The organism is Caulobacter sp. Root487D2Y (genome assembly GCF_001427165.1).
Taxonomy (GTDB): domain Bacteria; phylum Pseudomonadota; class Alphaproteobacteria; order Caulobacterales; family Caulobacteraceae; genus Caulobacter.
This window is the reverse complement of the sequence record NZ_LMFD01000011.1, coordinates 1-13,330: the sequence shown is the minus strand read 5'-3', so window position 1 is coordinate 13,330 and position 13,330 is coordinate 1. Positions and strand designations below refer to the sequence as shown.

Annotated in this window: 9 protein-coding genes and 1 pseudogene; 6 read left to right on the top strand and 4 right to left on the bottom strand. The window is 69.2% G+C overall.

The features are described 5' to 3' along the window. Positions 1 to 275 precede the first annotated feature (275 nt). Positions 276 to 1,514: a TetR/AcrR family transcriptional regulator gene (locus ASD38_RS15975; protein WP_056438943.1), complete on the top strand. Its 1,239-nt coding sequence runs from the start codon at positions 276 to 278 to the stop codon at positions 1,512 to 1,514. Positions 1,515 to 1,607: 93 nt separating this feature from the next. On the opposite strand, the gene ASD38_RS15970 is transcribed toward ASD38_RS15975, so the two are convergent. Then, positions 1,608 to 4,613, bottom strand: a complete 3,006-nt coding sequence (locus ASD38_RS15970) for a TonB-dependent receptor (protein WP_056461528.1) — start codon at positions 4,611 to 4,613, stop codon at positions 1,608 to 1,610. A 673-nt stretch (positions 4,614 to 5,286) separates the two neighbouring features. On the opposite strand from ASD38_RS15970, the gene ASD38_RS15965 reads away from it, so the two are divergent. The 5 genes from ASD38_RS15965 (at position 5,287) to ASD38_RS15945 (ending at position 12,076) form a co-directional block, all read left to right on the top strand. Then, entirely contained in the window at positions 5,287 to 5,799 is a 513-nt protein-coding gene (locus ASD38_RS15965; RefSeq protein ID WP_056461527.1) for a MarR family winged helix-turn-helix transcriptional regulator, read from the top strand. Positions 5,800 to 5,861: 62 nt separating this feature from the next. Beyond that, positions 5,862 to 7,367: a TolC family protein gene (locus ASD38_RS15960; RefSeq protein ID WP_056461524.1), complete on the top strand. Its 1,506-nt coding sequence runs from the start codon at positions 5,862 to 5,864 to the stop codon at positions 7,365 to 7,367. Next, a complete protein-coding gene (locus tag ASD38_RS15955; RefSeq protein WP_082560771.1) occupies positions 7,364 to 8,443 on the top strand; it encodes an efflux RND transporter periplasmic adaptor subunit in 1,080 nt (359 codons plus the stop codon). Before ASD38_RS15960 ends, ASD38_RS15955 begins: the two co-directional genes overlap by 4 nt. Further along, positions 8,443 to 11,565, top strand: a complete 3,123-nt coding sequence (locus tag ASD38_RS15950) for an efflux RND transporter permease subunit (RefSeq protein ID WP_056461518.1) — start codon at positions 8,443 to 8,445, stop codon at positions 11,563 to 11,565. The genes ASD38_RS15955 and ASD38_RS15950 overlap by 1 nt, the downstream gene beginning before the upstream one ends. Positions 11,566 to 11,575: 10 nt before the next feature. Continuing rightward, a complete protein-coding gene (locus tag ASD38_RS15945; protein WP_235523861.1) occupies positions 11,576 to 12,076 on the top strand; it encodes a GNAT family N-acetyltransferase in 501 nt (166 codons plus the stop codon). A gap of 99 nt (positions 12,077 to 12,175) precedes the next feature. On the opposite strand, the gene ASD38_RS15940 is transcribed toward ASD38_RS15945, so the two are convergent. The 3 genes and pseudogenes from ASD38_RS15940 to tuf all read right to left on the bottom strand — a co-directional run. After that, positions 12,176 to 12,661, bottom strand: a complete 486-nt coding sequence (locus tag ASD38_RS15940; RefSeq protein WP_056461512.1) for a hypothetical protein — start codon at positions 12,659 to 12,661, stop codon at positions 12,176 to 12,178. Positions 12,662 to 12,856: 195 nt separating this feature from the next. After that, positions 12,857 to 13,042 (bottom strand): hypothetical protein, encoded by a 186-nt coding sequence (locus ASD38_RS15935; protein WP_056461509.1) that lies wholly within the window; start codon positions 13,040 to 13,042, stop codon positions 12,857 to 12,859. A gap of 152 nt (positions 13,043 to 13,194) precedes the next feature. Beyond that, positions 13,195 to 13,330: pseudogene (tuf, locus tag ASD38_RS23440) on the bottom strand (elongation factor Tu); the annotation flags it as partial.

Sequence of the window (13,330 nt, the reverse complement as noted above, 5' to 3'; positions counted from 1 at the left end):
AGGCGGCGCGTCGAAACCCGCCCTCGCCCCGTCATGCGCATATCGATTGAAAACTAGGGAGCGGGGATGGGCAAGTCCTCGCGCGACGGGCCGTTCGCGCGTCCCCGGCCTTCGAACCACGCCGCCGCTTCAATCGCGCAACACGGCCGCAAGATTCCGGGCTCACGAAAGCGATGCGAAACGAGCCGCGCGCCTTGCTGTGAAGACAGGGCTTCCTAAATTGGACCAACGGGTCCAAGGGACGCGGGCTTCGGCCGCGAGCGAGGGGGCGACACATGGACGACGGCCGGATCGCGAGCCCCGCCACCGAGCGGTACGCGAAGAAGAAGGAAGCGATCCTCGCCGCCGCGACCGCCATCCTGAACCGCCAGGGCGTCAAGGGCATGACCCTGGCCGATGTCGCCGCCAAGGTCGGCCTGATCACCACCAGCGTCACCTACTATTATCGCAAGAAGGACGACCTGGCGGCCGCCTGCTTCATGCGCGGCCTGGAGCGTTTCGGCGCCCTGGTCGGCGAGGCGGCCAAGGCGCCGGACGCGCCCACGCGCCTGCTGGCCTTCCTGGACCTCTATCTCGACCTGAACCGCCGGGTGCGCCTGGGCGAGGCCGCGCCTCTGACCAGCTTCACCGAGATGCGGGCCCTGAAGGAGCCCCTGCGCGGCTCGGTGCAGGGCGCGTTCAACGACCTGTTCCGCCGGGTGCGCGGCTTCTTCGAAGGCCCCGAGTTCGATCACCTGGACAAGCGCGACCGCAACGCCCGCACCCACCTGCTGCTCGAGCAGGTGTTCTGGTCGGGCTCGTGGCTGCGGCGCTACGACGTCGACGACTACGGCCGGGTGCGCGACAAGATGTACGACATCCTGGTCAACGGCTTGGCGCCGAAAGGCGCGGGAGACAACGCCTGGAAGCCGCTGGTCCTGCCCGATCCGACGCCGGAGGCGCCCGAGGGCCAGGAATGGCGCGAGACCTTCCTGGTCGCCGCCACCCGGCTGATCAACCAGCGCGGCTATCGCGGTGCCTCGGTCGAGGACATCTCGGCCCAACTGAACGTCACCAAGGGCTCGTTCTATCACCACCACGAGGACAAGGACGCCCTGGTGGTCGAGTGCTTCGAGCGCACCTTCGCCGTCACCCGCAAGGCCCAGGTCGACGCCCGCGACCTGGCCGAGGACAGCTGGGAGCAGCTGTCGTCGGCGACGGCGGCCCTGGTCGCCTACCAGCTGTCGGAGCACGGTCCGCTTCTGCGCGCCTCGTCGATGGGCGCCCTGCCGATCGAGATCCGCACCGAGATGACCCAGGGCTACAACCGAGGCTCCGAACGCTTCGCGGCGATCATCTCCGACGGCGTGGCCGAGGGCTCGGTCCGGGCCGTGGACCCGATGATCGCGGCCCACATGATCAATTCGATGCTCAACGCCGCCGCCTCGCTGGGGATCTGGGTCCCCGGACTGGAGCGCGAGGAAGCCGCCCGGCTGTTCGCCCGGCCGCTGCTGACGGGGCTGTTTTCGCGCTAGGCCGGCTCCAAGAGTTGGGGACACACACTCATTCCAAGTTCTGCATCCAGCTGGACGCCGCCCGTGGCGTGAGTGTGTGTCCCCGTCCTCGTCCTAGAACTTCTTCCGGACGCCCAGCTTGTAGGTGCGGCCCAGCGGATCGCCGGTGAACGGATCGTAGCCGAGGTCCAGACGGGCGTAGGACGGATCCTGGTCGAAGACGTTGGTGATCGCCGCCGTCAGGGTGGTGTCCCAGGGCAGGAACACCCGATAGGCCAGGTCGGTCAGGATCTGGGTGTCGATCGTCTTGCCGTTGGCCACCTGCACCGGCGCGCCGGAGGAGTCCTTGTAGGCCCCGGCCGCGAACGGCGCGGTGCGCTGGTCGGTGTAGCTGTCGATATAGTGGACCGTCAGGCGGACGTTGTGCGGTCCCCGGGTCCATTCGCCGAACACGTCGCCCTTCCACTGCGGGACCGGCACGGCGATGGTCTGGTAGTTCAGCAGGCCCACCGCGTCGAACGCCGGGGTGACCACCACGCCTTCGACGGTCTGGGCGTCGATCTTGTATTCGGAGATGTAGGTGGCGTTGGCGCCCAGCCGCAGGTCGCCGCCGCCCACATCCTCGAAGATGTAGTCGGCCGAGAAGTCGATGCCCGAATTCTTGATCGACGGTCCGTTGACATAATAGGTCTTCAGGCGGGCCAGCGACGAGATCGTGCTGCAGCTGGTGGTGTAGGTGAACCGCGCCTGCAGGGCGGCGTAGGCCGGGTTTCCGCAGTTGTTGGCCCCGGTCGCGCCGTTCGGATAGAGGGCGTTGACCATCCCCGCCACCGGTTCGGCGACGATCGGCTTGTCGAAGTCGAACTGGAAGTAGTCGATGCTGGCCTTGAAGTTGCCGCTGCTGAACAGGACGCCGGCGTTATAGGTGTTGGCCTCTTCCGGCTGCAGGTTGGGATTGCCGTAGATATCGACGGCGCGGAACACGCCCAGGATGCTCTGCAGCGAGGTGATCGATGAGGTGACCAACTGCGGGTCGGGCGGACCGCGGAAGGTCGAGCCCGCCGAGCCGCGCAGCGCCATCCACGAGGTGGCCTGCCAGCGGAGCGCGACCTTCGGGTTGAAGGTCGAGCCGGTGGCGCCGCCATAGTCCTCGTAGCGGGCGGCCAGCTGCATCTGCAGGTCCTCGGTGATCGGCACCGACAGCTCGCCGAAGCCGGCCATGATGTCGCTCTGCTTGTCGGCCGGGGTGTTGACGCCCAGGAACATGAACGGGCCGTTGCGGACCGAGCCGGTGCAGGTGGTGACGCCGTAGTCGGGCGTGTTGACGCACGGATTGATCAGGGCGTTGGAGATGTCGTTGTAGTCGGACTTGAAGTAGGTGCGGCGGTACTGCACCCCGGCGGCCCAGGCGACGTCGCCGCCCGGCAGGGTGATGTTGGTCTTGCCGTTGAGGATCGCCTCGCCGACGAACAGGCGCGAGGCCTGCTTGGTGGTCAGCTTCTGGAAGAACCAGCGGGTGACTTCCTCGCTGTTGGCCAGGGCCGGGTTGTAGCCCGCATTGGCCACGCCGGTGGTGGCGTTGCCGGGGATGGCGTTGGCGAACGGATTGTAGAACAGGCAGCCGTTGACGCCGGGCACGCCCTGGATGCCCGGGGTGGCGGCGTCGGTGTCGCAACGCGGGCCGCCCAGCCCGCGCAGGGCCAGTTCGAACCGGTTGACCAGGGTGTCGTAGCCGGTGCGGATCCCGACCTCCTGCGAATAGGTCAGGGCCAGGTCCCAGCCGACGCCGTTGTCGAATTCACCGGAAAGGTCGCCCGACACCCGGTAGGCGTCATAGGCGCGCGCGCCGATCGAGGGGCCGTAACCGAAGGCGGGATTGCCGCCCAGGCCATAGGGCCGGTTGGCGGCGTTGATCGCCCCGCCCGCCAGGATCGCCGAGGGCACGGTGGTCTGGGCGCCGGTCACCAGGCTGGTGGTGACGATGGTCGGGTTGGCGGCCATGAAGGCGATCAGGCCCGGGTTGTTGGCCGGCACGTAGTAGCGGCCCGTAAGACTGGGCGCGGCGGCCACCTCGGCGGTCGGCACCGCCAGGGCGGCGTAGGACGGCGAGGTGTTCCAGTCGGGAACGTCGGTGTGGCTGTACAGGGCCTCCATGTGGAACTTGGTCTTTTCCGACAGCTCGGCGTTGACCTCGCCATAGGCCTGGATGGCGTCCTGCTTCTCGACCAGGTTGTCGAACGGCGTGTAGTGCCAGTAGCAGACCGGGGTCAGGCCGCTGAAGCCGGCGAAGCCGCCCAGCGACGAGCAACTGGGGTCGCGGAAGCCGGTGGTCGAGGCCGCGGCCGGGATGAAGGTCGAGGGATTGCCCGCCGCCGACCAGCCCGCCTCGGGGTTGTCGAGATACGGCTTGTTGGCCCAGTCACGGTCAGCCACGCCGAGCTTCGAGCGATGCTGCCAGCCGATGGCGGCCAGGATGTTGGCCTTGTCCCAGACCTTGCCGTAGGTGACGTTCAGGCCGTAGTCGCCCTTCGAGCCGTCGATGAACCGGTAGTCGGCCCCGGCCTCCAGGCCGTTGAAGTTCTTCTTGGTGATGAAGTTGACGACGCCGGCGATGGCGTCCGAACCGTAGGTCGCCGCCGCGCCGTCCTTCAGCACCTCGATCCGGCCGATGGCGGCGGTGGGAATGATGTTGGTGTCGACGATGCCCGCGCCGGCCGCGGCCAGGGGGTTGATCGCCAGGCGCCGGCCGTTCATCAGCACCAGGGTGCGCTGCGAGCCGAGGCCGCGCAGGTTGACCGAGCCCGAGCCCTCCGAGCCCTGGGCGCGGCTGTCGAACTGGTTGGTGTCGCCCAGCACGCCGTTCGAGACCGGCAAGGCCTTGAGCATTTCCACCGTCGAGGGCGAGCCCTGCTTCTGCAGGTCCTCGACGCCGATCACGTCGACGGGCAGCGAGGCGTCCTCGGGCGTGCCCCGGATGAACGATCCGGTGACGATGACTTCTTCCACCGTGGTCGGCCCCTGGTCGGCCGGTGGCCGCGTCTGGGCGTGGGCGGCGCCGACCGCCCCGCAAAAGGTGAGCGTCAGGACCGAGGCCCCGCGCAGGAACATCGCTTTGTTCATGGTCTTCCCTCCCGTGCTGCTTTTTTTGAACGCAGGTCTTTTGGGCTTCGGGAAACTCAGTCGGCGGCGCGCCTCGCTCGTGGATCGATCCGCGGGGCGGCCTTAGCCGCCGCGCCGCCCGATGCGCACGTTTCGAAAACTGAAGATGCGTGTTCGCGAGCCGACAACCGTGGGATCCCCCTAGGCCAGGTACTGGAAACGCTTGACTGAAGCCCGCCATTCCGCGCGAGCGAATGCCAGACCTTGGGAGTCGAACATCTGTTTCGATGATGCGGTATGTTTTGACGCCACGTCAACCGCGCATCGCGCCGGGGCCTCGAACGCCGCCCGACACCGCTTCGAATCCGCGCCGGCGAAATAATCGCCGCGCCGGTGTCGCAAAGCCGAAGCTTCGCTCGTCATTCCCTCGAGGCCCATGCGCGAGCGCCAGCAACGCAACGCGCGTCATCAATCGCCGGCAGGAGAAAAAGCGTTGCCGTCCCGCCCTTTCATCCCGCCGTCCTCATCCCCAATTGAACGAACGATGATCGGCGGCGTTAGTCGGGCGGCCGCCCTCTTGGGGTTCTGGCGATGAGTGTGCTGTCAGCCAGGCGCGCGGCGAGCGCTCCGAGGCGCTCAACCATATCGCTAAGTAATTTGACTATTAAGTTGCTTAGCGATATCGATCGCCGCCATGGAAACCAGCGATCCCAGTTCAGCGCAGGGGGGATGGCGCGCGTCGCACGCGCCCCGCGATCCGATCGGCCAGCGCCTGAAGACCATCTCGATGCTGACGCGCCAGATCGGCCGCAAGATCGGCGAGAGCCTGGGCGTGAACGTCACCGACATGGCCGCGCTGGAGCAGCTTCTGAACAACGGCCCGATGACGCCCGGCCAGCTGGCCGAGCATCTGAAGGTGACGACGGCCGCCGCCACCCAGATCGTCGACCGCCTGGAGCGGGCCGGCCATGTCGCGCGCCAGAGGCGGGCCCACGACCGGCGCAAGATCTGCGTCGTGCCCGTGGAGGCCTCGGTCGAACGGGCCTTCGAGCGGCTGGCGCCGATGATCGACGGACTGGACGGCGTCATCGCCGGCCTGGACCCGGCCGAACGCCAAGTCATCGAGCGCTTTCTGGATCAGGTGGTCGACGTCTACGGCACGGTCGCCGGCCTTCCGCCGTCGTCGGGCTCCGAACCCCATTGTTGAAATAGCCACGTCCGTCCTCCCCCTTCGGTCGCGCCTGCAGGTGATTATAGATGAGTGAAATCATGACCGGAGAGCGCGGGCGCCCTCGGCCGTTCCGATCCGGGGCCTCCCTTCTGGCCCTGGGTCTGGCGGGCCTGGCCCTGGCCGGCTGCGTGAACACCCCGCGTCCGACGCCCGACACCCGCCTGCCGGCCGCCTACGAGGCGCCCGCCGGATCGGCCCAGGCGGACCTGGACCACTGGTGGACCAGCTTCAACGATCCGCGGCTGACCGACCTGATCGAAACGGCGCTGGATAAGGCGCCCGACGCCCGCACCGCCGCCGCGCGGCTGGAAGAGGCCAGGGCCGTCCGCAAGGGCCTGGTGCGCCAGATCTGGATCCCCGGCACGCCGCTGACCGGCAGCGCCAGCAAGACCCACACCGAAATCCTCGACAGCAGCGGCGCCGCCGGCTTCACCCAGGGCGGCGACAGCGAGAACTACGCGGCCAATTTCGATGTGTCGTGGGAGCTGGACCTGTTCGGCCGCAAGCGCGCCGGCATGAGCGTGGTCGACAACGACTTCGCCGCCGCCCGCTTCGCCTACGAAGGCGCCCGCGCCTCGCTGGCCGCCAATGTCGCCCAGTCGTATTTCGAGGCGCGCGGCCTGGCCGTCCAGCTGGACGACGCCCGCCAGACCGAGCGCATCAACGCCTCGCTGCGTGACTTCGCGACCAGGAAGGCCGACGCCGGCCTGATCGCCACCTCCGAAGCCGACCGCGCCGAGGCCGACCTGGCCGACACCCAGGCCCGGGTCGCCAACCTGGAAGCCCAGCTGGGCGCGGCGCGCCGCAGCCTGCTGATCCTGGTCGGGCGCGGCGTCGATCCCCTGGCCAGCCTGCCGGTCGAAGCCCAGCTCGACCTGGCGCCGGCCGCGCCCGCCACGATCCCCGGCGAGCTGCTGGGCCGTCGCCCGGACGTGCGCGAGGCGCAGGCGCGCCTAGCTTCCGCCTCCGGCAATCTGAAGCTCAATGAACTGGCGCTGTTGCCGACCTTCAACATCACGCCCGGCGCCGGCCTGACCAAGAGCGTCCAGCCGTCGTTCCCGTTCGCGGGCGGCGGCGGCGGTCAGACCTCGACCACCAGCTCGGCCTGGACCATCGGCGCCAATGTCTCGATCCCGGTGCTGAACATTCCCGCCCTGCTGGCCGACATCGACGCCCAGGACGCCCGCACCCAGCAGGCGGCCATCGCCTACGAGAAGGCCGTGCAGACCGCCTATGGCGAGGCCGAGAACGCCATGCTGCAACTGGCCGCCGACCAGCGCCGCGTCGCCCTGCTGACCGCCGGCGTCGCCCGGGCCGAACGCGCCTACCAGGCCAACCGCAAGGGCTACGGCCTGGGCCTGATCGACCTGACCACCACCCTGCAGGCCGAGCAGTCCTGGCGGCTGTCGCGCGCCGTCCTGACCAGCGCCCGCACCGACGCCCTGCTGCACGCCGTCCAGACCTACAAGGCGCTCGGCGGCGGCTGGTCGCCAGACTCCGTCGTCGCGCAAGGCGCGGCCCCGACCCAAGTTTCCTCGAAATGAGACCCTCTCCCATGACGACCCGCACCGCGCTCGCCGCCATGATCCTGATCGCCGCGACGGGCCTGACCGCCTGCGGCGAGAAGAAGGACAAACCCGCCGCCAAGGCCCCGGCCGCCGCCCTGGCCCGCACCGTCAGCGTCGGCTCCGTCGAGACCCGGCCGCTGGGCGGCGGGGTCGAGGCCTCGGGCCTGCTGGTCTCGCGCGAGGAGGCCGCGGTCGGCTCGGAGCTCAGCGGCTACCGTGTCGCCCGCCTCTACGCCGACGAGGGCGACTGGGTGAGGGCCGGCCAGCCCCTGGCCCAGCTGGACGACACCCTGCTGCGGGCCCAGGTCGAACAGCAGGCGGCCGTCACCGCCCAGGCCGACGCCGAGGCCCGCCGCGTCGCCGGCCTGGACGGCCAGGGCGTGATCAGCCAGGAGCAGATCGAGACCCGCCGCTATCAGGCCAAGGCCCAGGAAGCGGCCTTGAAGGAGCTGCGCACCCGGGTCTCGCGGATGACCATCACCGCGCCGGTCAGCGGCCTGGTCCTGCAGCGCGGCGTTCAGCCGGGCCAGATCGCCGGCGGCGGGACCACGCCGTGGTTCACCATCGCCCGCGACGGCCTGGTCGAGCTGGACGCCGAGGTCAACGAGGCCGACCTGGCGGGCGTTCGCGCCGGCCAGCCGGCCCAGGTCAGCCTGCCAGGCGGCCAGTCGGTGTCGGGCGTCGTGCGCCTGGTCAGTCCCCGGGTCGACAGCGCCACCCGGCTGGGGAAGGTGCGCGTGCGCCTGCCCGTCCGTCCCGACCTGCGCCCCGGCGGCTTCGGCCGCGCCACCTTCGGCGCCTCGGGCGCGGCGGTGACCGCCATTCCGGAGGCGGCGATCCGCTATGAGGCCGACGGCCTGTTCGTCATGACCGTCGACAGCAATAACCGCGCCCACCAGGTGGCCGTGAAGGTCGGCCAGAAGGGCGGGGGCTGGGCTCAGCTGGTCCAGGGTCCGCCGGCCGGGACCCGCGTGGTGCTGGGCGGCGCGTCGTTCGTCGCCGACGGCGACGTGATCCGTCCGGCGACCACGACCCAACAGGCGGTGCGCTGATGGCCGGCGAGCAAAAGACGGGCGAGCTGCGCATCTCCGCCTGGGCGATCAAGAATCCGATCCCCGTCGCGGTCCTGTTCATCGCCCTGATCATCGCCGGGATCGGCTGCTACATGGGCCTGCCCATCAAGCAGTTCCCCAACGTCGAATTCCCCGCCGTGACCGTCACGGTCACCCAGAGCGGCGCCGCGCCCGGCGAGATGGAGACCCAGGTCACCCGCCCCATCGAGGACGCGGTGGCCAGCATCTCCAACGTCAAGACCATCCGCTCGTCGGTGGTCCAGGGCGCCTCGACCACCACGATCGAGTTCAACCTCGGCGAGGACCTGCAGAAGGTCACCGACGAGGTGCGCTCCAAGGTCGACCAGACCCGCTCGCTGCTGCCCCGCGAGGTCGACGAGCCGATCGTCCAGCGCCTGGAGATCACCAGCGCCCCGATCATCACCTACGCCGTCTCGGCCCCGAACATGAGCGCGACCGAGCTGTCGTGGTTCATCGACGACACCGTCACCCGCGCCCTGCAGGGCGAAAAGGGCGTGGCCCAGGTCGCCCGGGTCGGCGGCGTGGATCGCGAGATCAACGTGATCATCGATCCCGACCGCATGGCCAGCTTCGGCGTCACCGCGCCCCAGCTGAACCAGGCCCTGGCCAGCTTCAGCGTCGACGCCCCCGGCGGCCGCGCCAGGATCGGCGGCCGCGAGCAGACCCTGCGCGTGCTGGGCGCGGCCACCACGGTCGAGCAGCTTCGCAACATCACCATCCCGATCGCCGGCGGTCGCTATGTGCGGCTGACCGACGTGGCCCAGGTCGGTCAGGGCTCGGAAGAGGAGCGCGGCTTCGCCCGCCTCGACGGCAAGTCCGTGGTCGCGTTCCAGGTGATGAAGACCCGCGACTCCAGCGACGTCGCCGTCGAGGACCGCGTCAAGGCGGCCGTCGACAAGCTGGAGGCCAAGCAGCCGGGCGTCACCTTCGTGAAGATCTTTTCGACCGTCGACGAGACCCGCGCCAGCTTCACGGCGACCGAACACACCCTGCTGGAAGGCATGCTGCTGGCCTCGCTGGTGGTGTTCCTGTTCCTGCGCGAATGGCGGGCCACCCTGATCACCGCCATCGCCATGCCGGTGTCGCTGATCCCCACCTTCGCCTTCATGTCGGTCATGGGCTTCTCGCTCAACGTCGTGACCCTGCTGGCCCTGACCCTGGTCATCGGCATCCTGGTCGACGACGCCGTGGTCGAGATCGAGAACATCGAAAAGCGCGTCTCGCGCGGGCAGAGGCCGTTCCAGGCGGCGATGGAGGGCGCGGACTCCATCGGCCTGGCCGTCGTGGCCACCACCTTCACCATCGTGGCGGTGTTCGTGCCGGTGTCCTACATGCCCGGCACGCCCGGCCAGTTCTTCAAGGAGTTCGGCCTGACCGTCGCCATGGCGGTGCTGTTCTCGCTGGTCGTGGCCCGCCTGCTGACCCCGCTGCTGGCGGCCTACTTCCTGAAGCCGGCCAAGAACCCGCATCCGCGCCGCGACTTCACGGGCTTCTATCGCGGCGTGCTGGACTGGTCGCTGGACCACCGGATCCTCAGCCTGATCATCGGCACGGTGATCCTGATCGGCTCGTTCGCCCTGGTGAAGTTCATTCCCACCGCCTTTCAGCCGGCCGGCAACGCCAATTACTACTATCTCAAGGTCCAGGGCCCGCCCGGAGCGACCACGGCCGACATGGAGCGCACCGTCCAGGCCGTGACCGCCATGTTCCGCAAGCGCCCCGAGACGGCCCACGTCTTCGCCCAGGTCGGTTCGAACATCGGCAGCGGCTGGGGCGGCCAGAGCGCCGCCGACATCCGCGACGCCACGGTCACCATCGTGCTGAACGGCAAGCGCGACCTGCGCGTGACGGAGATCAAGCAAGTGGTCCGCGACGGCCTGCACGACATCCCCGACGCCCGGGTCAACCTGCTGGGCGACTGGGGCACGTCCGAGGTTCAGACCATCCTGATCTCCGACGACGGCCCGCTGCTGGAACGCACCGCCGCCCAGATCGAGCGCGAGATGCAAAAGCTGAGCACGGTGGCCGATCCGCGTCCGTCGTCGCCGCCCAGCGGCCCCGAAATCGTCATCCGGCCCAAGGCCGACGAGGCCGCCCGCCTCGGCGTCAACGCCGCCGACATCGCCGCCATCGCCCGCGTGGCCACGGTCGGCGACATCGACGCCAATGTCGCCAAGATGACCCAGGGCGAGCGGCGGATTCCGATCCGGGTGCGCCTGCCGGCCGAGACCCGCGCCGACCTCGAGGCCCTGGGCGCCCTGCGCATTCCAACGGCCAACGGCGGCACGACCCGGCTCGACACCGTCGCCGACCTGTCGTTTCAGGCCGGCCCGGCCAAGATCGACCGCTTCGCCCGCAAGCGGCAGGTGACCATCGAGGCCGACCTCAACAACGGCGCCCAGCTGGGTCAGGCGATGAGCGACGTCGGCAATCTGCCGACCATGAAGAACCTGCCGCCCAGCGTCGGACCGGCCACGGCCGGCGACCAGGAAGCGTTCGTGGAGCTGTTCACCGGCTTCGCCGTCGCCCTGCTCTCGGCGGTCGGCCTGGTGTTCGGCGTGCTGGTGCTGCTGTTCCGCAGCTTCTTCAAGCCGATCACCATCCTGTCGGCCCTGCCCCTGGCGATCGGCGGGGCGTTCCTGGCCCTGCTGGTCACCGGCCAGTCGCTGTCGATGCCGTCCCTGATCGGCTTCCTGATGCTGATGGGCCTGGCGGCCAAGAACTCGATCCTGCTGGTCGAGTACGCGATCGAGCAGGAGCGGTCCGGCATGAGCCAGCGGGAGGCGATCCTCGACGCCTGCCACGAGCGGGCCCGACCGATCATCATGACCACCCTGGCGATGATGGCCGGCATGGCGCCCACGGCCCTGGGCATCGGCACCGGCTCGGAATTCCGCCAGCCGATGGCCGTGGCGGTGATCGGCGGACTGATCACCTCGACCGTGCTGTCCCTGGTGCTGGTGCCGGTGGTCTACGAGATCGTCGACGACATCGAGCGCTGGCTGACCCCCAAGCTCTCGCGGATGACCACGCCGCGCGAGGCCGATGGGACGGCCCTGTCGCCGGTCGACCGGCTGTGAGCGTCCACCTGTGAACGGGGGCGTCGTCCGTCCGTTCGCGGCGGGCGACGCCGCGGCCGTGCTGGCGCTGATCCTGTCGATCCAGCGCGGCGAGTTCGGCCTGGCCGTCACCGCCGACGACCAGCCGGACCTGGCCGACGTGCCCGGCTTCTATCAGACCGGCGCGGGTCAGTTCTGGGTGGCCGAGCGCGAGGGCGCGGTCGTCGGCACGATCGGGCTCAGGGACATCGGCGCCCAAGCGAACGGGCGGCCAGCCGTGGCCTTGCGCAAGATGTTCGTCGGCCCGGAGGCGCGCGGCGCCCTGGGCGTCGCGGGGCCGCTGCTGGCGACGGCGATCGGTCATGCCCGGGCCCGCGACGTGGCCGAGATCTATCTGGGGACGACCGACCGGTTCCTGGCCGCGCACCGGTTCTACGAGAAGCACGGCTTCGCCCGCATCGCGCCCGAAGCCCTGCCCCCGGCCTTTCCGCGCATGGCCGTGGACAGCGTCTTCTATCGTCTGACGCTCTAGAGCCTTTCCCGACCTGATTGCATCAGGCCGGGGCTCTAGATCTTTTGTTTTGATGCATTTTCTTCACGCGAACCGGAATCCACTTCGCTTGAAAATGCTCTAGTCGAGCAGCGAGCTGACCGCCGGGGCGCCGACGGCCTTGCCGCTGATCGGCTCGCACCAGGCGAAGCGTCCGTTCAGCCCGTCGGCGCGCCGCGCCGCCAGGCCGTTCTCGTACATCTCCTGGCCCAGGTCGACGCCGTCCAGTTTCACGATCGCCAACCGGCGATGGAATTCGTCGAAGCCCGCGGCCGGCTCGACGGCGATCTCGCGGGCGTCTCTCATCTTCGCCCGCACCCAGGCCAGCGTGGTCTGGGCCGCCGTGGCCTCGGCCCAGCACCGGGCGTCGGGCACGCCCTGCGGCCCATAGGCGTTGGCCAGGCGCAGGTGCTGGCCGTCGACCACCATGGCGTCGGCGCTCAGCACCCGCACGCGGTCGCCCAGGCCAGGCGGCGGCAGGGGGATGGACGACGGCGGGTCGGGCGTCTTCTGGCAGGCGGCCAGGACGAGCGCGAGCGCCAGGACAGGAAGGTAGGTGCGGATCAAGAGATCACCCCGATTTCACCGTCAGGATACCGCGTCCTCTCGGAAACGGGAACCGGCGCCCGTTCGCCGGCCCGCGGCGCAGGTCGGGCGGCCCACCGGATGCGGAGCCACGCGTGCAGGCGGGCGAGATCAGGTCGTCATGCCGTGGGCCCCTGACAATCCAGATCAGGTGCGCTTTTCCGGGCCGATCAGAGCCTAGGCGTCGGGATCCTGATCCTCGGCCTCGGTGGGCGCCTCGGAGGCCGCGATCATGGCCATGAACTCAGCCTCGGCCCTGGCCAGGGCTTCCTGAGCGGCGGGCGTGGCGTTCAGAGGACCTCCGATGAGATTGTGCAGGGGCAGGCCCCTGAACTGGTCGATCGGCGATCTGTTGCGCGTCATCTTACATCCTCCGCCCGGCTCGATCGGGACGAACCCCATGACAAGCACTATCGGATCTTCCGGTCCGATGATCGAGCCCCCCAAAAGCAAAAGGCCCCGGAGTTTCCTCCGGGGCCTTCGCTTGGATCAGCTGTGAGCTGAGAAAGCCGAGGTTACTCGACGATCTTGGCCACGACGCCGGCGCCGACGGTGCGGCCGCCTTCGCGGATGGCGAAGCGCAGGCCTTGGTCCATGGCGATCGGGGTGATCAGCTCGACGTCCAGCTCGGCGTTGTCGCCCGGCATGATC